Below are 19,712 nucleotides of genomic sequence, written 5' to 3' on the forward strand. Positions count from 1 at the left end.
GACGCTTTGCATCTGAAGCGTCTTCAATCGACAGCATAGCGAGGTTTTCTGATGGATACAGTAACACCGGCTAAAAGAAGCTTTGTGATGTCCCGAGTTAAAGGGAAAGATACTAAGCCTGAGCTAATCGTCAGACGCCTCGTCTATCATGCCGGATTTCGTTATCGTTTATGCGACCCTCGACTGCCTGGCAAGCCCGATTTAGTCTTTTGGGGAAAGCGCAAAGCCATCTTCGTACATGGCTGCTTTTGGCATGGTCATAAGGGATGTCGGCGAAATCGCATGCCAAAATCAAATCAGGAATATTGGTTTGCAAAACTGGAAAGAAATAAATCAAGGGACTCCATGAGCTTATCAAAGTTACACGAAATGGGCTGGCAAACGTTGGTAGTTTGGGAATGCGAACTTAAAGAGACGGATATCTTGCTGGAAAAATTGAAAGCGTTTTTAATAGAGGACGCCTAGATAAGAAGCGACATTGTTTTTAACTGCTATATCGCAGGTAGAAAATGGTGGTCATTCTGGTGGTCTTGACAACCTAACTTTTTAGGTTTAGCTTACCAATCAGCCAGTTAATGGCAAAGGCGATCCCAGTCAGAGGAGCCATATTAGAAAAGCCTGCTTTTGAAGCAGGCTTTTTGCTTTTCAGATCATGCTGTTTCCCGCCGGGCTTAATACATTTGCCAGAAGACTTCTCTCCTGACTGGATGACATGGAAATGGGGGCCTGAGCCAGTATTTACAGTACAAACCCGTAATGCGACCCATCCGGCAGCTCAACATTGAGGCTTAGCTTACCGCCCGCCGCTTCAACGTAACGTTTGAGCGTGGAGAGCTTCAGGTCGCGGCCCGGTTTTTCCATTCCCGCGACGGTAGGCTGCTTGATACCTAATTCCTGCGCCATTTCCACCTGCGTTTTCTGCACCCTCTCACGCAACTCAGCAAGATGAATATTGAGCAAAATATCCTTAGCCATAGCCTCGGCTTCGGCCACAACTTCAGGTTTTTCATCCGCAATAAGCTGTTCCAGCGTTCTGCCCATCGCGTTACTCCTTCTCATTTAATGTGTTCAGCCAGTTGGTATATTCCCGGTCAGCCACCGGGAGAATCTCATCGTAAAAACGTTTTTCATTGCTGACCTTATTTCCGGCGCAAAGCACAATACCGGTACGGGCCGGGTCAAAAGCGAAAAATGCCCGTATCGGCTCGCCCCGGCTCTGAATACGCAACTCTTTCATGTTGCTGTAGCGGGAGCCTCTGAGCGTATCGGCATAAGGTCTGGACAAACCCGGCCCCTTTTCTCGCAGGACCAACAGCGCTGCAAGCACGCTGGCCCTATCGGTATCGTTGAGCGAGGTAAACCAGCGCTCAAACGTATCCGTTGTTTTAATCATCCACACGGGACCTCCAAATCAATATAGGTCAAATACTATATAGGTGTAAACCTATAAAACTGATTATGGAGAGAGGGGACACGAGATTCATGCGTCGTTACTGCAAAGCTGAAGACGCATTCAGCTATTTCAGTGAATAACATGCAAGGCATTGACCGTTTTACGACCTGTCCCGAAAAAGCCGTTCAGGTATTGGCACAGTGCATGCTGAGTTGTCGCGCGTCACTGCCGTTCTCTCGGTCTCCCGCCTGCAACTCAGAGAGTCTCGACAACCCTAATTTCGGGATTTAGCTTTTCAATCAGCCCGTTAATGGCAAAGGCGATCCCAGTCAGAGGAGCCATATTAGAAAAGCCCGCTTAAGGAAACTTAAGCGGGCTTTTTGTTTACCGCTACGTTGAGCGTTTCGGGAAAATCAGGCTGAAAACGATTTGCGCGCCCGGCTGCTGCGGCAGGCACTGAGCGCGGGCCTCACCGCCGTGCAGAGTCATAATTGCGCGTACGATCGACAATCCCAGCCCGCTGGCGTGGCTACTGCGCGCGGCGTCTGCACGATAGAAACGCTCAAACAGCTTTTCCAGATGTACCTGCGCAATCGGCGGGCCTTGATTAATCACCTGAATAATCTGTCGGTTTTCTTCCATGCCGGCTCGTAAGATGATTTGGCTCGCTTCATCGGCATAGCGAACCGCGTTGGCCACCAGGTTGCTTAATGCCCTCTGAAACAGCATCGCATCGGCCCGCAGTTGCCCTTCACCTTCGCAAATCAGCTGAATATCGCGCTCCTCCGCCAGCCCCTCGAAATAATCCGCGACACGCTGTAGCTCCTGAGCAATATCCAGTTCCCGGCAGTTCAGCACCGACTGCGCATGGCTGGCGCGCGCCAGAAACAGAATATTTTCCACCATGCGTGAAATGCGTTCCAGCTCCTCCATGTTGCTGGAGAGCAACGTTTCATACTCCTCCACGCTGCGAGGCTGATACAGCGCCACCTGACACTGGCCCATTAGCGCCCCCACCGGCGTGCGGATCTCGTGGGCCAGATCGGCGGAAAACCGCGTCAGGCGCTGATAGCCTTCGTTGAGCCTGTCGAGCATGGCGTTGAAGGAGACAATCAGCTGCTGCAGCTCCTGCGGCGCGTCCTGTTCGCTCAGGCGAGTCGCCAGCGTACTGGGCGTGATGACCGCCGCCTCAGCGGCCATACGCCTTAATGGCCGCAGCTCGCGACGCATCACCCAGTAGCCCAGCAGCGCAATCACCAAAAAAGCCGCCGCCACCGCCGCGATGACGCGCCACAGGTAGCGCGCCAGCATTTTCTGTTCATTTACCATCACATGCGCGACAGAAATTTGCAGTACCCTGCCATCTTCCAGCGTCACCAGCCCCGACGCCACACGCAGCGGAACCCCCTGCCCGGTCATCCCGCCCTGTACCTCATTCAGGCGCTGCGGACGATCCGCCGGCGTCGGCGTCACCGACGGTAATTGAATCCTGGCAGGATTCACCTTAATTAACGGAGCCTGTCCCGGAATACGAAAGATTAAAACGTCCTGCTCGTTGCCCAACATGTTTTCGAACATCCCGGTGTTCGCCACCAGCCGCTCCAGCGGAAAGCGTTTACTCAGGACGTTTCGGTAATATTCTATGCGCCCGGTCACCTGCAGATCGCTACGGTGAATCATCTCCTGACGCATGGCGTGATATAAGTAACCCCCGGCGGCGCTGACCACCAGCGCTGCAACCAGGGCAAACAGAACGGCGCTTCGCAGCGTCAACGATGTCGCCTGCCAGCGCCGGGCCAGCACCTTCATGAGCGGACCTCGCAAACGTAGCCGATGCCGCGTACGGTATGAATAAGTTTGATATCGAACGGCCGGTCGATTTTGGCGCGCAGGCGTTTGATCGCCACATCCACCACGTTGGTGTCGCTGTCGAAATTCATATCCCATACCTGCGAGGCGATCATGGTGCGCGACAGCACCTCTCCTTCACGCCGGACCAGCAGATGCAACAACATAAACTCTTTGTTGGTCAGCGGTATTACGGTGTCCTGACGGGTGGCTCTGCGCCGCAGCACATCAATATGCAGGTCGGCAATGTCATAGCGATCGGATTCCCGTACGGTTCCGCGGCGCAACAGCGTACGTAACCTGAGCACCAGTTCGGTAAAGGAGAAAGGTTTGACCAGGTAATCGTCCGCCCCCAGCTCCAGGCCATGAATACGGTCCTGCACCTCGTCGCGGGCGGTAAGAAACAGTATCGGCACATCGCTTTTCTTGCGTAAAACATCAATAATCTGCCAGCCGTCAAGCCCGGGCAGCATGACGTCGAGCACAATCGCATCGTAACCATACTCCAGCGCCCGAAATAAGCCGTCGGTACCGTCGCGCGCCAAATCAACGCCGTATCCGGCCTCCGTTAACCCCTTCTTCAGGTAATTACCGGTTCCGATATCATCTTCCACCACCAATATGCGCATGCTTAACACCTCTTCACGTCTGCGGACAGATTAACAGTTTCTGCGCCGCGTCTTGATGACATTAATGTCATCAAACGGACATGGTGTTGTCCCGATCGCCTGGCCATGCTTAACCGGCAAACCATTACAGGAGAATGTCATGCATACACGCCATCGTATTGCCGGTTTACTGTTGTCCACCCTGATGCTCTGCAGCGGCATCGCCGCTGCAGAGCAGGCGCCGGCTAAAGCTATCGCGCCGCTGCGCGGCACCATCGCCCAGGTCTCGGATACCGATCTGCAAATCAGCAACCGTCAAGGGGAAAAGGTCGACGTAAAGCTCAACGACAAAACGCAGGTTTTTAGCGTCGCCAAAGGTTCGATCGACGATATCAAGCCGGACAGCTTTATCGGCACCGCAGCGGTCCCCCAGGCCGACGGTAGCCTGAAGGCGCTGGAAGTACACGTGTTTGCCGCCAGCCTTCGCGGCACGGGCGAAGGACACTCTCCGTGGGAGTCCGCCGACGGTAAAATCAACACCATGACCAACGGCACCATCGGCAAGCTGGTAAACGCCAACGGCCGCACGCTAACCGTTAAATACGGCGATCGGCAAAAAAACGTCATCGTCCCTGACGATACGCCGGTGGTGACCATCAATCCCGGCGATCGCGGCCTGCTGAAGCCCGGTACGCATATCGTGCTGTTCTCCGCCACTAACGATAAAGGCGAGCGCGTCGCCACCCGCATTTCCGCCGGAAAAGACGGTACCGTACCGCCGATGTAATCCAGGAGACGTGCATGAAAACCAACGCGTCGCGGCCAGTACATCGCTGGCCGGTCAGGCTCACCCACTGGGTGAATCTGGTCGCCATGATCGGAATGTTCATGAGCGGCTGGGAAATCTACAACGCTTCGCCGCTGTTCGACTTCCGCTTTCCGCCCTCCCTCACCCTGGGCGGCTGGCTGGGCGGCGCGATTGGCTGGCACCTGGCGGTCATGTGGCTGCTGATCGTTAACGCTGTTTGCTACCTGCTGTGGAGTCTGTTCAGCGGCCATCTACGCCGCGACCTGCTGCCGCTACGTCTGGCCGCGCTCCGGCAGGATATCTGGCTGACCTTAACGCTGCGGCTGAACCATCGCCTCGGCCATTACAATGCGATTCAAAAGCTAATGTACCTCGGCGTTATGGCGCTCGGCCTGCTGCTGGTGCTCTCCGGGCTGGCTATCTGGAAACCGGTACAGCTCTACTGGCTGGTGGCGCTGTTCGGCGGTTTTCCTGTCGCGCGCTATGTCCACTTCTGCGCCATGGCAGGTATCGGGCTGTTCGTCGTTATCCATGTGCTGATGGTGTTAATCGTACCTTCCACCCTGTGGGCCATGCTGTCAGGAGGTAAACATGAAGGGTAAAGCGCCAACTCGCCGCGCGCCCGCGCTCGAGCCGGATCAGAAAAAACAGCTGGTAAATGTGCAGCGCCGATTACTTCTGCGATCCGGGCTGACGCTGGGAGGCGTGGCGATGCTGACCGGATGCAACATGCAGGATGGCGATCAAGTCGACAAAGTGCTGTGGGCTATGTCGCGCTGGAACGATCGGGTCCAGTCCTGGCTGTTCAGCGGCCAGCGCCTGGCCCAGACTTACCGTCCGGACCAAATTACCCACCCCTTTCCGTTTAACGCTTTTTATCCGGAATATAACGCGCCGGAAGTCGATCTGTTCGACTATCGTCTGGAAGTCTCCGGTAAAGTGGAGAAAAAAGCGCCGTGGACGCTGGAACAGCTACAGCGTCTGCCGCAACAGAGCCAGATCACCCGGCTGATCTGCATTGAAGGCTGGAGCGCGATTGGTCAATGGGGCGGCGTACCGCTCAAGCTATTCCTGCAACACGTCGGCGCCGACCTCAACGCGCGCTATGTCGGCTTTAAGTGCGCGGATCGCTATTATTCCAGTATTGATATGGCCACCGCGCTGCACCCGCAAACCATTCTGGCGCTGGATTTTGCAGGTCAGCCGCTGCCGGCGGAGTATGGTTTTCCGCTACGACTGCGGGTGCCGACCAAGCTGGGGTTCAAAAACGCCAAGCATATCGCCGCCATTTTCGTCAGCGATACCAACCCTGGAGGCTACTGGGAGGATCAGGGCTATAACTGGTTTAGCGGTATTTAGCGCCCGCGCTGCGCCGGTAAAACGGCATCGGGCAGCGTTAATGGCGCGGGATCGCGACCGGACGACAAACCGAAGAGGCATCCGGAGTACGACAAGACAAAAGAGGGTGATAGGATCGGTTTTAAGCCAGGTTATTTTCACCCGCCTTTTCACATTCTATTGCTGGAGAATATTTTTATTCATCGACATCACCCATGTTATAAATGTTCTCAGCGGCACGGGGATATGTTTGCGGCTCGGATAATAAAGAGTAAAACGATCGGCGGGGTAATAATAATCAGAAAGCAGGCGGATAAGACTGCCTTCTTTAATTTGAACCTTAACCAGATTCTCATACACAAAAGCAATCCCTAATCCGGATTCCGCAGCCTGTATCATTGCCGCATCGGAATCAATAACAAGATCGCCTTTAACAGCAACTTCCGTTTTATCGCCCTCAGCGTTGAGAAACTCCCAACGATAAAGCTGCCCGCCAGGAAAGCAACGATTGATGCATCTGAAATTCACGAGGTCCTTCGGTGAGGAGGGTACCCCTGACTTTTTTATAAAATCTGGACTCGCCACTGCAATAAGAGAGAGCTCTTCTCCAAAGGGTACTGCAATCATATCCTTCGGCACATCTTGCGTGTAGCGAATCCCCGCATCAAACCCTGAATCGATAATATTTATTTTCCTGTCGGTGGTGAATAATTCAAGTTTAATATCTGGATAATCTTTTTTGAACTGCACGAAATAGCGTTGAAAGAAGAGATCCAGCACGACTCGCGGCAAATTTACTCTCACCACCCCTTCCGGCTTTGCCCTGTGCTCATTAAGGTTATCAATCACCCGCCTGTAGTCATTGAGCACAGGAGTAACGTCATTCAGAAATTCCTGGCCGATAGCGGTCAGAGAAAGACTGCGCGTAGAACGATTTAGAAGCCTCGCGCCCAGTTTCTCTTCCAGATTATTTATGGCGATGGTTAACGTTGGTGGAGAAATATTCAACTCTTTTGCTGCCTGACGAAAACTTCCATGTTTCACAATAAGAATAAGCATTTCTACATGTTGCAATTCGGGAATATTTTTCATTGTTAACATCCGTAAAATACTGCATTAGAGAGAGATTAATTGTTGTGAATGTAAATTGGAAGTATATATCTAAGCACACTTGGTAAATGAGGAAAATAAGGTGAAAACACGTTATCTGGGAAAGAACAAACTTCAGGTGTCAGCATTAGGTCTGGGCTGTATGGGGATGAGTTTTGCCTATGGTGGCGCCGAAGAGTCGCAGGCAATTAACACCATTCACGCTGCGGTTGATTTGGGGATTACTTTCCTTGATACGGCGGAAGTTTATGGACCATTTGATAATGAAGTGCTGGTCGGGAAAGCCATCAAAGGAATTCGTGACAAGGTACAAATCGCGACCAAATTTGGTTTCCACATTCTTCCTGGCGGCCACGGGCTTGAGCGTATGGCCGGCGTTGACAGCCGCCCTGAACATATCCGCGAAGCGGTAGAAGGCTCGCTTAAACGTCTCAACGTCGACACGATTGATCTCCTTTATCAGCACCGCGTTGATCCCACCGTTCCCGTTGAAGACGTGGTGGGCACAATGGAAGAACTTGTCAAGGAAGGGAAAGTTCTCCACATCGGACTTTCCGAGGTCTCTGCCGATACTTTACGCCGGGCCTGTGAAGTTCATCCGATCGCCGCCGTTCAGACTGAATATTCTCTCTGGACTCGCGAACCGGAAGAAAACATTCTCAAAGCCTGCCGCGAATTAGGGGTAGGATTTGTGCCCTATAGCCCACTGGGGCGCGGATTTTTAACGGGAAAAATCACCGACCGGTCCGGCTTCGCCGATGATGATTTTCGTCGCAATCTCCCTCGCTTCCAGAACGATGCCCTACAAAAAAACCAGCAGCTGCTCAGTCAACTGCGGGAGATAACCGATAAATATGGCTGTACCCTGGCCCAACTCGCACTCGCATGGGTGATGAGTAAAGGCGATGATATCGTCCCTATTCCCGGCGCGCGGAAAATAGCGCATATGCGGGATAATGCCGGCGCAGTCAGCCTGGATATTTCCGATGCTGATATTAAAGCCATTGATCTTATCTTTACTCCTGACCATGTTCACGGATTAAGATATAACCAGGATGATTTTAATTTAATCGATAAGTAACATCCTACTCTAAATTATCCCGCCTCCGGGCGGGTGCTACGGTTTCCGTCTCGCGCATGTTTCTCTTCCAGCGCGCCAGTTTGTTGACCCCATGCAGCAACCTCCTCATCAAGCCAGGCCTTAAACAGAACGGCTTCGGTTTTCTGTTCAGCGGCCTGCGGCGACACCAGCCAGTAAGGCCAGGGATAAGGGGCGGTGAAAGGCGTAAGCTGTACCAGTTCGCCTCTGGAGAGCGCATCCTGAACTAAAGAGCGGCGTTCCAGCGCGATACCTTTTCCCAGCCGGACGGCCTCCAGAACCAGGTTCGAGTCGTTGATGCACAAACCGCCGGGCACAATCTCTCTTTCAAGCCCCGCATTAATGCACCATGTTTTCCACGACTCCATCGAGAAGATAATTTTACTCTTCGCTATCTCTGACGGTGTTTGGGGAAGCACGCCGTCGTTATAGGATGGCGCGGCCACGACGATAAGCTCATCGGCGAAAAGATAATGGCTTTCCATTCCTTCCCAGTCGCCTTTGCCCATACGGATCGCCATATCAATCCCTTCCTGCTGCATACTGGCGATCGCCAGGCTTGCCTGTATGCGCAGCGAGATATGGGGATATGTCGCCCGAAACCGCTCCAGTCGCGGCACTAACCAGTGGCTACCAAAGGAGGGTACCATCGCCAGCGTCAGCTCCTGCCTTCGCGGTTTGACCTGCACCAGCCGGGTGGCATCAGCGATATGATGCAATGCCTCGCGGACCTGTAAGGCATAGAGCCGCCCGTCTTCATTAATCTGCACGCCGCGACCGTGACGGATAAACAGCTTTAAACCGACCATCTCCTCCAACACTTTAATCTGCTGGCTGATGGCTGAATGCGTAACGTGAAGTTCTTTCGCCGCCAACGTCACGCTGCCAAGCCGGGCCACAGCTTCAAAACTACGCAAACTGGCAATAGGTGGAAAATCCGACATGCTTCACTCCCGCAGCTTAACTCAATATACGTGACCAACAACCTGTCAGTAATACTAACCCGATCCGTTAGATACCGATGATATTCGCTATGCACATTTTATTGTAATGTCTGTTCACTACCGGTGATGAAGCGTTAACCAGCCGCTATTGAGTCGCCATTCGTAGCAATGAATTGAGATGCGTCATTTCACAGAGACAGGAAAACAGGAATCATGATTAAACTTATCGGCATGATGGATTCGCCTTATGTCAGGCGTGTGGCGATTTCTCTTGAACTCTACGGGGTCGAGTTTGAAAGTCACCCGCTGTCGGTATTCAGCAGCTTTGACGCGTTTTCCCGCATCAATCCCGCGGTAAAAGCGCCGACGCTGGTGCTGGATAACGGAATTCGTCTGATGGACTCGTCGCTGATACTGGCCTATTTTGAAGGCCTTGCCTCCCCGGCGCGCAAGCTGCTGCCGGCCGATCCACTGGCGCAGGCAAGCGATCTGCAAACGCTGGGTTTTATTCTCGCCGCGGGTGAAAAGGCGGTGCAGAACGTGTATGAACACAAACTGCGCCCGGCGGAAAAGCAGCATAATCCGTGGATAGAGCGCATCACGATTCAGCTGCTGGCGGCCTGCAGGGAGTGGAATACCCTGCTGGAAAACCGTCCGGCGGCCGCGGTCCCCGATCAGGTGGCAGTAACGAGTACGGTTATCTGGACCTTTATTCAGTCGATGATCCCCCACGTGGTTCATGCGGGAGACTTTACTCATATTCAATCCGCTGCTGAATTATATGAAGCCCATGCAGCATTTAAAAAACATCCCTTTGGTTAAGGCATCACTCAATGAGATGAAGCTAAATACCCAAAATGACTCTTCACGAAGACCAATAGCGCCCGGCAACCGCGGGCGCCTTATCGCGATGGCAGAAACCCTTCAGCGTGGCGGAAAAGATTAAAATCCGCTACCTGCCGGCATAGCTGAATGCCCAATGTCCACCGGCATACCGGAGCGGCGCTCAAGCGCCTGCTCGGCGCGATTCACATCAACGCCCTCCCCCTTCACAAAGGCCTGAAGCGCTGGCGTGACCGGGAGCGGCACCTTACGGTCCGATTCATACTCCGCGCGGTTGCGCGATAACGGTTCGTGGACTTCAACCCAGCGGCTGCCGTCCGGCTCGACGGTATATTTCACCGGCTGATCGATGATTTGCACGCGCGTCCCGACCGGAACGGTATCAAACAGGTATTTGATATCGTCGTTACGCAGACGGATGCAGCCCTGGCTCACGCGCAGGCCAATACCGAAATTGGCGTTGGTGCCATGAATCGCGTAGAGCCGGCCGATGTAAATCGCGTACAACCCCATTGGGTTATCCGGCCCGGCTGGCACAAACGCGGGCAGGCTTTCGCCCCGGCTGGCGTATTCACGACGGGTATTGGCGGTTGGCGTCCAGGTTGGCGCCTCCTGCTTACGCTCCACGGCGGTGACCCAGTTACGCGGAGTTTCGCGTCCTGCCTGACCAATTCCAATTGGCAGAACGTCAACGGTTGTGCCTTCAGGTGGATAATAGTAGAGACGCATTTCAGCCACGTTAATCACAATGCCCTGGCGTAGCGTAGCGGGCAGAATAAGCTGCTGCGGCACCACCAGCGTGGAACCCGACTTCGGCAGGTACACATCGACGCCGGGGTTGGCCTCAAGCATGTTGCTCAGACCCTGGCCGTACTGAGCGGCGAAGGCCTCCAGCGGCTGGGTATTGTGTTGCGGAATAGTGATGGTCAGCGGACTGCCCACCAGGCGGCTTCCTTCCGGCGGCAACGGGTAGCTCACCGCCAGAGCGCTCTGGCTGGTGAGGATCATAATAAGAGAACAAAGCAGTTTCACACGCCGCACAATTTCCCTTCCTTTGTGGCGATAATCGTGGATAAATTATAGCTTCGTTTGCTATCTCATATCTGATTTATCATCCTGCTAAATCTGATAATCAATCGCCGCCTCTTCCGGCTCCATCGCCTGGCGTTTAATTTCCTCCAGCGACAGCCCCGCGTTGCACAGTTCAATAAAGCGCCAGACGTAGTTTCGCTGCAGCTGCCCACGCTTCAGGCCCAGCCAGACGGTATTGGCGTCAAACAGATGGCGGGTATCGAGACGCGTAAAGGTATCAGACTCGCGCGCGTCTCCTGACTGTTCCGCTACCAGCCCAACTCCCAGCCCCAGTTCGACATACGTTTTGATGACATCGGAGTCCTGAGCGCTTAAGACGATATCCGGCATCAGTCCTTTACGGTTAAAAGCTTCGTCAATACGCGAGCGGCCGGTAATTCCCTGACGATAGGTAATGAGCGGCCAGCGGGCGATGGCATCGAGGGTTAACGGCGTCACCTGGGTCAGCGGATGATCTTTGGGGACCAGCAGGCTGTGGTGCCAACGGAACCAGGGAAAAGCCACCAGCGTCGGATCGTTGCTCAGGCGCTCGCTGGCGATACCGATATCCGCGCCGCCGTTGTGCAGCAGCGCTTCAATTTCCTGCGGCGTTCCCTGAACTAACTCAAGACGCACGTCGGAAAAGAGTTCACGGAAGGCTTTAATCACCGGCGGCAGGCTATAGCGCGCCTGGGTATGGGTAGTGGCGATGGTTAAGACGCCGGAGGCATCGTTGGTAAACAGGTCAGCCAGGCGGCGAACATTGCTGGCTTCATTAAGAATACGCTCGGCAATCAGCAGTAACGCTTTGCCCGGCTCCGTCATCCCCAGCAGACGTTTGCCACGGCGGATAAAGATTTCGATCCCCAGTTCTTCTTCCAGTTCACGAATATGACGGCTGACGCCCGATTGCGATGTATAGAGCATATTGGCGACTTCCGTCAGGTTGTAATCCTGACGGGCCGCTTCACGAATAATTTTGAGTTGCTGGAAGTTCACCCTTTCCTCCGGGCTATCAGACATAACATAGGCGCTATTGTTAAAGTCTGTTGTCCCTGCTAACAAATAATAAAAACCAGCAACTTATTCCATCTAGGAATATAGCCTAACTGACTAACAATAATTCACGGTTTTCCAGCGACGGGCGACTCACCAGCGACATCAAAATTTCCTTCACCGCCTGCGCCTGCGGTGACAGGCTGCCGCGAGCCGACATATTGAGCGACAGCGACAGGCTCATTGACGGCGTGCTGATGCGCGCCATCCAGCCATTAGCCGCGCTGCATAGCGAACGGGCGGCGGATTCAGGGAGCACGGTGACGCCCATGCCGCTGGCAATGGCCGCCGTCAGGGTGGTGATGGATTCAATTTCACCGATAATTTTTGCCGACAGGCGACGCAGGGTGAAGGCTTCGGTGACCCGCGCGCGGACGGCGCTATAATCGCGCGGCAGGAACAAATTCATCTCCGCAACCGCCGTCAAATCCACACTCTGCCCCGGACAATCCCGGGTGCCGACCAGGTAGAGATCTTCTTTCAGCAGCGGCTGGCTGACGATCCCGGCGACCGGCGAGCGTTCGTAAAGCACGGCCATATCCAGCTGACCGTCGATAAGCTTGTCGTTGAGGATCGTTCCGCTGCTTTCCTGCAAATAGACCATCACTTCCGGCAGCTCATTACGCACCGTTTGCAGCAGCGGCATGGTAATGGCTGAAGCCGCCGTTCCCGGCGCCAGGCCGATTGACACCTGGCCGCTTAGCGTCTGACCGACGTTGTTGACCGCCAGCTGCGCCTGCTCGCATTGGCGCAGGATAGTGCGGGCGTGGGTGTAAAGGATCTTGCCCGCTTCGGTCGGCGTGACGCCGCGCTTGGTGCGGATCAACAGCTGCTGGTCCAGCTCGCCTTCCAGGGTCGCAACCTGCTGGCTTAACGCCGGTTGTGCGATGTGCAAGACTTCAGCGGCCTGGGTCAGACTGCCGATATCGACGATTTTCACAAAATACTTCAGTCGTCTTAAGTTCATTTTGCCTCCTGTAAGGAACACCAGTACCAACACTGGCCGTTTAGATGCAGAAGGTTTTGCAATTTGCTTGCCAGCTTTTTTTTAGAGACGCAAATGCCGCTGCAGGCCGCGTAATAAGGGATACTGATAGCAAACTGCGATTTTGTTGCCCGGTAAGCGGATTGCGGTATGCCCCATTAGAGGTATAAATGCACTGCAACGGTGCACCAGGCCGGTCAATGCCGGAAAAACAGGCACACTGTTGAAATTGTCAGCAAACGAACAAGCGCAGGTGATTCAGGCTTTGACAAGGGGAATGGTCATCGTTAATATGCGCCCCGTTCACACGATTCCTCTGTAGTTCAGTCGGTAGAACGGCGGACTGTTAATCCGTATGTCACTGGTTCGAGTCCAGTCAGAGGAGCCAAATTTAAGAAGCCTGCTTTCGAGCAGGCTTTTTGCTTTTTACTCTCTCCGGGCAGCTATACCGCCTTCTTTGATAACCCCGCAAGCGTTTTGCAACGGCGTCCCCCCGGGCTATCGTAGACAAAAAACGCCATAGCACATTAATATCAATTCATTACCCAGACAAACGAGGGTGAGCACAGGCTGCGACAGACCCCCCATGCTTTTCAGCCCTTGTATCTTAATATCACGCTCCGAATCCGTAGCCAGGTTAAGAAAGACTTTTTGCATCATTTCCTCAATTATACTGCCTCCCTTCTCTTCAGGGCGGTAGTTTGCGTTCCGAGGTAAATGTTATTAGCTTCCTTTGCACAGATGAAATGATACGATCTTTTGCCGTTGTACTTGACGTTATCAACCATCATCTCCCGGAGATGGCAAAATAGCCGCGGTTATGTCCTCCGCCTCAGTAACAATATTTTAAGGTGCGCATCAAGACCAAAAGAGCTAATACAATGCTCAAATTTGCGGAGCAACCGCAATCGCGTTGAAGGTACTGACCACACAAACAGTAATGCTCCCGGGCGAGTCGCCATCTAGCCATAGCCCTCCGTCATCGCTTCTGAATAAATACGATGCTATTTTCCCCCGCAGAATTAGCGTTCTGATGCGAGCGGAAAAGGTATACTCGGGCCACCTCTGTAGGGCTCTTCAGAAGCCCTTAAAAATTTTTTCTGCGCTGAAGATAGAAAATCCCACGCCTTTAACAAGGAATATTCCCTAAGAAAATTCCAATACAAAGAGCAGGGCTATTGTTCAAGCTTTAATGATAACCCTCCCCTATCAATTTTGTTTTATAAAAAACCAAGAATAAATTTAATCACAAAATTTCACACCAATAAAAAATAAAAATACAAATTAAAAAACTACGAATAAACAACTTAGCGGCTGTTATATCTTTTAGAGCGTTAGCGACATGTCTCATTGAGGTGGGCAATGTTAGATTACCCTCAATTCGCTGAATGGTTTTATTAACGCTGAGTTAAAGGTCAACCCAAGGATGAGATCGCGTTCAGATATGAATCAATCAACTAATATTTTATCTAAGGATAAATATTTTACTCTGGGCCTGATTGAATTGCTTGGAGAAGAGTTTATTGACAATTTCTTTTTGATTATAGATTTGGACTCTAACGACCTTCCCGGTTCGGAGTGGATTTATTTTTCGAATAAGAACATTGTCGCCTTTGCATCCAGCGACTTAGCGTTCTATAAGTCCGAGCTATTTGGCAAAGTAACGGTACTTGACAAAAAGAGCAACACCAGAAGTATTCTGAATTTCTTTTTAAAGAAAGAAACCGCAGGAAATTATCATACCAAGTTCCAGCTGAGTCTGCGTGAAAAGCAGATGTTAAGCATGTTGAGCAGAGGGGAAAGCAACCAGGAGATCGCAGAAGAGTTTGGCGTGAAACTTAAGACTATTTATACCCACCGTCGCAACCTGATGAATAAATTAGGCTGTAAAAATAGGATTACGTTTCAAAAATTATTTTTCAACAATAAATGTCTTTTTAAGTGAAGCATCGCTTCAGGATTATTCATAAACAGGAGTTTTACCATGAACAAATTAGCCGTTATCGTTTTTTCAGCACTGTCCCTGAGCGCTACTGCAGCCCTGGCAGCCGATCCCGTTACGGTGAACGGCGGCACGGTACATTTTAAAGGTGAAGTGGTGAATGCGGCCTGCGCAGTGGATGCCGGTTCTCTCGACCAGACCGTTCAGTTAGGCCAGGTTCGTTCAGCGAAACTCGCCGCCGCAGGCAACACCAGTGCTCCCGTGGGCTTCAACATCCAGCTGAATGATTGCGATATCACCGTTTCCGAGAAGGCCGCGATTGCATTTGCTGGCACGGCGATTAACAGCACTAACCCAACCGTTCTGGCCCTGCAGGGTTCTGCCGCGGGCGGCGCGACTAACGTCGGCGTACAGATCCTTGACCGTACCGGTACCCCGCTGGCGCTGGATGGCGCGACTTTCGGCGCGCAAACCACCCTCAGCAATGGTACCAACGTTATTCCGTTCCAGGCTCGCTACTTTGCGACCGGTGTCGCGACGGCCGGTACGGCCAACGCGGACGCGACCTTTAAAGTGCAGTACGAGTAATTTCTTCATCAGGCAAGGAGGCGCATCGGGCCAGGATGGCCCGTTATCCGAATAAGACTGAGGGTGATAACGATGCAAAAGATGAAGTCGGGTCTGTTGATATTTTTGCTACCACCGCTGGCGCTGGCCGGTAACTGGGAGGTGATGTTGCCCGGCGGGAACATGCGCTTCCAGGGGATAGTGATTGCTGAGTCCTGCCGCGTTGAAGCGGGAGACCAGCAAATGACGGTCAAGATGGGGCAAATCAGCAGCAATCGGTTTCATTCGGCCGGGGAAGACACCAATCCCGTCCCTTTCGATATTCATCTGCAGGAGTGCAGTACCGCCGTGAGCCAGCGCGTTGGCGTGGCCTTTCACGGCGTCGCCGATGGTAAAAACCCGGATGTCCTCTCGGTTGGCGAGGGACCGGGGATCGCTACCGGCATTGGCGTTGCCCTGTTTGATAAAACCGGCAGCCAGATCCCACTCAACGCGCCAGCAGGGGCATGGGCGCAGCTGCACACCGGGCCAACCACGCTGCATTTTGTCGCTAAATATCGTTCCACCGGGAGTCAGGTCACCGGAGGAGCCGCGAATGCGCAGGCCTGGTTCTCCCTGACCTACCAGTAATCAGCGCCGGTAACAGGAAATCACCGTGAGAAAGAAAGAGATAAAGATGAAAAATAGACTGGCTACCACGCGCGGGATGCGCGGTTTACTGGCGGGACTTTTACTGATCGCCACCGCCGGTTTTTCGACTCAGTCGCAGGCCGGCGTGGCGCTGGGCGCCACCCGCGTAATTTATCCGGCGGGGCAGAAACAGGCGCAGCTGGCGGTAACGAATAACGATGACAACACCTATCTGATCCAGTCATGGGTAGAGAATGCCGACGGCGCGAAGGACGGAAGCTTTGTTATCACCCCGCCGCTGTTCGCTATGCAGGGGAAGAAAGAGAATACCCTGCGCATCCTCGATGCCACCAATAACCAGCTGCCGCAGGATCGGGAAACGCTGTTCTGGATGAACGTCAAGGCGATCCCGTCGATGGATAAATCAAAGCTCAGCGATAACACTCTCCAACTGGCGATTATCAGCCGCATTAAGCTCTATTACCGCCCGGCTAAACTGGCGCTACCGCCGGATCAGGCCGCGGAAAAGCTGAAGTTTCGCCGCAGCGGAAATGCGCTCACGCTGATTAACCCAACCCCTTATTACCTGACGGTCACCGAACTCAACGCCGGCACCCGGGTGCTGAAAAATGCGCTGGTCCCGCCGATGGGCGAAACCAGCGTCAGTTTACCGTCCGATGCAGGTCGCGAGATTACATACCGGACGATTAACGACTACGGCGCACTCACCCCGCGAATGAAAGGCGTCATGCAGTAATGAATCGGGGAGCCGCGCTCTCCCCCCTGAACTAAAAAAATAACGATGGCCGGGCGACTTTGGACCGGAGGGACTATGTCACATCTGAAATATGGACTCGACCACGTGAGCTCCCGGCGTATGACTCCAGGATCTGCGCGCGCATTCGCGCAGATCCCCTTAGCTCTTTTACTCGCCTCGCCGGCTTTTTACGCCCAGGCGGAGCTCTATTTCAACCCACGCTTTCTGGCGGACGATCCCGCCGCAGTGGCGGATCTGTCCGGCTTTGAAAAGGGCCAGGAGCTGCCGCCGGGCACCTACCGCGCCGATATCTATCTGAATGACGGATATATGACCACCCGCGATGTCACGTTTAATGCCGGTGAAAAAGGCCACGGTCTGGCCCCCTGCCTGACGCGCGGACAGCTGGCCGGGATGGGCGTGAATACCTCAGCGATCGCCGGAATCGACGTCCTGGCGGCGGATGCCTGCGTACCGTTAACCGAGATGATTAAAGACGCGACAACCCGCTTTGATGCCGGGCAGCAGCGGCTGTATCTGACCGTACCCCAGGCGTTTATGGGCAACCGCGCCCGCGGCTATATTCCCCCCGAACTCTGGGACCACGGGATTAACGCCGGCCTGCTGAACTACAACTTCACCGGCAACAACGTGCACAACGACGTTGGCGGCAGCAGCAATTACGCGTACCTGAACCTGCAGAGCGGGCTCAACCTCGGCGCCTGGCGCCTGCGCGACAACACCACCTGGAGCTACAGCAGCGGCGGCACCTCGTCGACCAATGAAAACAAGTGGCAGCACATCAATACCTGGCTTGAACGTGATATTACGCTGCTGCGCTCGCGCCTGACCCTCGGCGACAGCTACACCAACGGCGACGTCTTCGACGGCATCAACTTCCGCGGCGCGCAGCTTGCCTCCGATGACAATATGCTGCCGGACAGCCAGAAAGGGTTTGCCCCGGTCATTCACGGCATTGCCCGCGGCACCGCTCAGGTATCGGTGAAACAGAACGGCTATGAGATTTACCAGAGCACGGTACCGCCCGGCCCGTTCACCATCAACGATCTCTACTCCGCCGGCAATGGCGGCGATCTGCAGGTGACCATCAAAGAGGCCGACGGCAGCAGCCAGGTCTTCACCGTCCCTTACTCGTCCGTTCCGGTGCTCCAGCGCGAGGGCCATACCCGCTATGCCGTCACCGCCGGAGAGTACCGCAGCGGCAGCAATCAGCAGGAAAAACCGAAGTTCTTCCAGGGGACTCTGCTGCGCGGTCTCCCGGCGGGCTGGACGCTGTACGGCGGCACCCAGCTGGCGGACCGCTACCGCGCCTTTAACCTCGGCGTCGGCAAAAATATGGGGGAGCTGGGGGCGCTGTCGCTGGATATCACCCAGGCCAACGCCACCCTGCCCGATGACAGCGATCGTCAGGGCCAGTCGGTACGTTTCCTCTATAACAAGTCGCTGACGGATACCGGCACCAACATCCAGCTGGTGGGCTACCGCTACTCGACGCGCGGCTATTTCAGCTTCGCCGACACCACCTACAGCCGGATGAGCGGCTACAACGTCGAGACCCAGGACGGGGTGATTGAGGTAAAGCCGAAGTTCACCGATTACTACAACCTCGCGTACAACAAGCGCGGCAAAGTGCAGCTCAGCGTCACCCAGCAGCTGGGACGCACCGCCACGCTTTACCTGAGCGGCAGCCACCAGACCTATTGGGAGACCAGCAAGTCCGACCGGCAGCTCCAGGCCGGGCTTAACGCCGCCGTGGACGATATCAACTGGACCCTGAGCTACAGCCTGACCAAAAACGCCTGGCAGCAGGGTCGTGACCAGATGCTGGCCGTCAACGTCAATATTCCGTTCAGCCACTGGATGCGCTCCGACAGCAAGTCGGCCTGGCGACACGCCAGCGCCAGCTACAGCATGTCCAACGATCTGAACGGCAGGACCACCAGCCTGGCGGGGCTGTACGGCACGCTGCTGGAGGACAACAACCTGAGCTACAGCATGCAGACCGGCTACGCCGGCGGCGGTGAGGGCAACAGCGGCGGTACCGGCTACGCGGCGCTGAACTACCGCGGCGGCTACGGCAACGCCAACGTCGGCTACAGCCGCAGCGACGGCATCAAACAGCTGTACTACGGCCTGAGCGGCGGCGTACTGGCCCACGCCGACGGCATCACCCTGAGCCAGCCGATGAACGACACGGTGGTACTGATCAAAGCCCCCGGCGCAGACAATGTAAAAGTAGAAAACCAGACCGGGGTCCAGACCGACTGGCGCGGCTACGCCGTTCTGCCCTACGCCACCGAATACCGGGAAAACCGGGTGGCGCTGAACACCAACAGCCTGGCCGATAACGTCGATCTGGACGACGCGGTGGCCAGCGTAGTGCCGACCCACGGCGCGATAGTTCGCGCGGAGTTTAAGGCCCACGTCGGGCTCAAGCTGCTGATGTCGCTCATCTATAACGGTAAGCCGGTTCCCTTCGGCGCGCTGGTCACCTCTGTCGGTAGCCAGGGCAGCAGCATCGTCGCCGATAACGGCCAGGTTTATCTGAGCGGGATGCCGCTGGTCGGCAAAGTACAGGCGAAATGGGGTGAAGGCCCGAATGCCAGCTGCGAGGCGAACTACAGCCTGCCGCCGGAAAAACAGAGCCAGATGCTGATCTCACTGTCCGCCGAGTGCCGCTAAGGAAACCATG

20 protein-coding genes and 1 tRNA gene are annotated in these 19,712 nt (G+C 54.4%); 12 read left to right on the top strand and 9 right to left on the bottom strand.

Annotated elements, in window-relative coordinates; all coding sequences use genetic code 11:
- Window positions 1-51: 51 nt before the first annotated feature.
- Window positions 52-465: a very short patch repair endonuclease gene (locus IYV58_RS17565; RefSeq protein ID WP_195729169.1), complete on the top strand. Its 414-nt coding sequence runs from the start codon at window positions 52-54 to the stop codon at window positions 463-465.
- 273 nt (window positions 466-738) lie between these two features.
- Here the strand turns inward: IYV58_RS17565 and IYV58_RS17570 are convergent, their stop codons facing one another.
- The 4 genes from IYV58_RS17570 to IYV58_RS17585 all read right to left on the bottom strand — a co-directional run bounded on the left by IYV58_RS17570 (window position 739) and on the right by IYV58_RS17585 (window position 3,870).
- Complete coding sequence (locus IYV58_RS17570) at window positions 739-1,041, bottom strand: helix-turn-helix domain-containing protein (protein ID WP_087829043.1); 303 nt, start codon at window positions 1,039-1,041, stop codon at window positions 739-741.
- A gap of 4 nt (window positions 1,042-1,045) precedes the next feature.
- Window positions 1,046-1,399 (bottom strand): type II toxin-antitoxin system RelE/ParE family toxin, encoded by a 354-nt coding sequence (locus IYV58_RS17575; RefSeq protein WP_112166274.1) that lies wholly within the window; start codon window positions 1,397-1,399, stop codon window positions 1,046-1,048.
- A gap of 384 nt (window positions 1,400-1,783) precedes the next feature.
- Window positions 1,784-3,202: a heavy metal sensor histidine kinase gene (locus IYV58_RS17580; protein ID WP_004122238.1), complete on the bottom strand. Its 1,419-nt coding sequence runs from the start codon at window positions 3,200-3,202 to the stop codon at window positions 1,784-1,786.
- Window positions 3,199-3,870: a heavy metal response regulator transcription factor gene (locus IYV58_RS17585; RefSeq protein ID WP_004122240.1), complete on the bottom strand. Its 672-nt coding sequence runs from the start codon at window positions 3,868-3,870 to the stop codon at window positions 3,199-3,201. Before IYV58_RS17585 ends, IYV58_RS17580 begins: the two co-directional genes overlap by 4 nt.
- 139 nt (window positions 3,871-4,009) lie before the next feature.
- Between IYV58_RS17585 and IYV58_RS17590 the strand changes: the two genes are divergently transcribed.
- Genes IYV58_RS17590 through IYV58_RS17600 form a run of 3 tightly spaced genes read left to right on the top strand, consistent with a single transcriptional unit; the run spans window position 4,010 to window position 6,016 of the window.
- Window positions 4,010-4,636 carry a hypothetical protein gene (locus IYV58_RS17590; protein ID WP_112166276.1) on the top strand — a complete coding sequence of 209 codons (627 nt, stop codon included), beginning with the start codon at window positions 4,010-4,012 and terminating at the stop codon, window positions 4,634-4,636.
- A 14-nt stretch (window positions 4,637-4,650) separates the two neighbouring features.
- Window positions 4,651-5,259 (top strand): cytochrome b/b6 domain-containing protein, encoded by a 609-nt coding sequence (locus tag IYV58_RS17595; protein ID WP_004122247.1) that lies wholly within the window; start codon window positions 4,651-4,653, stop codon window positions 5,257-5,259.
- Complete coding sequence (locus tag IYV58_RS17600) at window positions 5,249-6,016, top strand: molybdopterin-dependent oxidoreductase (RefSeq protein ID WP_004122251.1); 768 nt, start codon at window positions 5,249-5,251, stop codon at window positions 6,014-6,016. Before IYV58_RS17595 ends, IYV58_RS17600 begins: the two co-directional genes overlap by 11 nt.
- A 156-nt stretch (window positions 6,017-6,172) precedes the next feature.
- Here the strand turns inward: IYV58_RS17600 and IYV58_RS17605 are convergent, their stop codons facing one another.
- Window positions 6,173-7,087, bottom strand: coding sequence for a LysR family transcriptional regulator (locus IYV58_RS17605; RefSeq protein WP_142469082.1), 915 nt, complete (start codon window positions 7,085-7,087; stop codon window positions 6,173-6,175).
- Between the two features lie 100 nt (window positions 7,088-7,187).
- On the opposite strand from IYV58_RS17605, the gene IYV58_RS17610 reads away from it, so the two are divergent.
- Window positions 7,188-8,186: an aldo/keto reductase gene (locus IYV58_RS17610; RefSeq protein WP_195729170.1), complete on the top strand. Its 999-nt coding sequence runs from the start codon at window positions 7,188-7,190 to the stop codon at window positions 8,184-8,186.
- A gap of 14 nt (window positions 8,187-8,200) precedes the next feature.
- Here IYV58_RS17610 and IYV58_RS17615 read toward each other — a convergent pair whose 3' ends face one another.
- Entirely contained in the window at window positions 8,201-9,148 is a 948-nt protein-coding gene (locus IYV58_RS17615) for a LysR substrate-binding domain-containing protein (RefSeq protein ID WP_195729171.1), read from the bottom strand.
- A gap of 216 nt (window positions 9,149-9,364) precedes the next feature.
- Between IYV58_RS17615 and IYV58_RS17620 the strand changes: the two genes are divergently transcribed.
- Window positions 9,365-9,970: a glutathione S-transferase family protein gene (locus IYV58_RS17620; RefSeq protein ID WP_224325809.1), complete on the top strand. Its 606-nt coding sequence runs from the start codon at window positions 9,365-9,367 to the stop codon at window positions 9,968-9,970.
- 120 nt (window positions 9,971-10,090) lie between these two features.
- Here the strand turns inward: IYV58_RS17620 and ldtA are convergent, their stop codons facing one another.
- The 3 genes from ldtA to nac form a co-directional block, all read right to left on the bottom strand.
- Window positions 10,091-11,032: a L,D-transpeptidase gene (ldtA, locus tag IYV58_RS17625; RefSeq protein ID WP_087829049.1), complete on the bottom strand. Its 942-nt coding sequence runs from the start codon at window positions 11,030-11,032 to the stop codon at window positions 10,091-10,093.
- A gap of 78 nt (window positions 11,033-11,110) precedes the next feature.
- A complete protein-coding gene (gene cbl / locus IYV58_RS17630; RefSeq protein ID WP_004122262.1) occupies window positions 11,111-12,061 on the bottom strand; it encodes an HTH-type transcriptional regulator Cbl in 951 nt (316 codons plus the stop codon).
- 106 nt (window positions 12,062-12,167) lie between these two features.
- Complete coding sequence (nac, locus tag IYV58_RS17635; protein WP_004122265.1) at window positions 12,168-13,085, bottom strand: nitrogen assimilation transcriptional regulator NAC; 918 nt, start codon at window positions 13,083-13,085, stop codon at window positions 12,168-12,170.
- Between the two features lie 330 nt (window positions 13,086-13,415).
- On the opposite strand from nac, the gene IYV58_RS17640 reads away from it, so the two are divergent.
- The 6 genes from IYV58_RS17640 (at window position 13,416) to IYV58_RS17665 (ending at window position 19,702) form a co-directional block, all read left to right on the top strand.
- Window positions 13,416-13,491: transfer RNA gene (locus IYV58_RS17640), tRNA-Asn, on the top strand.
- Window positions 13,492-14,547: 1,056 nt separating this feature from the next.
- Window positions 14,548-15,048 (top strand): helix-turn-helix domain-containing protein, encoded by a 501-nt coding sequence (locus IYV58_RS17645; protein ID WP_032741891.1) that lies wholly within the window; start codon window positions 14,548-14,550, stop codon window positions 15,046-15,048.
- A 39-nt stretch (window positions 15,049-15,087) separates the two neighbouring features.
- Window positions 15,088-15,633, top strand: coding sequence for a type 1 fimbrial major subunit FimA (fimA, locus tag IYV58_RS17650; protein ID WP_004122273.1), 546 nt, complete (start codon window positions 15,088-15,090; stop codon window positions 15,631-15,633).
- Window positions 15,634-15,705: 72 nt separating this feature from the next.
- Complete coding sequence (locus IYV58_RS17655; protein ID WP_004122275.1) at window positions 15,706-16,242, top strand: type 1 fimbrial minor subunit FimI; 537 nt, start codon at window positions 15,706-15,708, stop codon at window positions 16,240-16,242.
- Window positions 16,243-16,288: 46 nt separating this feature from the next.
- Window positions 16,289-16,999 (top strand): fimbria/pilus periplasmic chaperone, encoded by a 711-nt coding sequence (locus IYV58_RS17660; protein ID WP_004122277.1) that lies wholly within the window; start codon window positions 16,289-16,291, stop codon window positions 16,997-16,999.
- A gap of 75 nt (window positions 17,000-17,074) precedes the next feature.
- Window positions 17,075-19,702, top strand: a complete 2,628-nt coding sequence (locus IYV58_RS17665) for a fimbrial biogenesis usher protein (protein ID WP_195729172.1) — start codon at window positions 17,075-17,077, stop codon at window positions 19,700-19,702.
- The last annotated feature ends 10 nt before the right edge of the window (window positions 19,703-19,712 follow it).

This window comes from Klebsiella sp. BDA134-6, assembly GCF_015601345.1.
GTDB lineage: Bacteria > Pseudomonadota > Gammaproteobacteria > Enterobacterales > Enterobacteriaceae > Klebsiella > Klebsiella grimontii.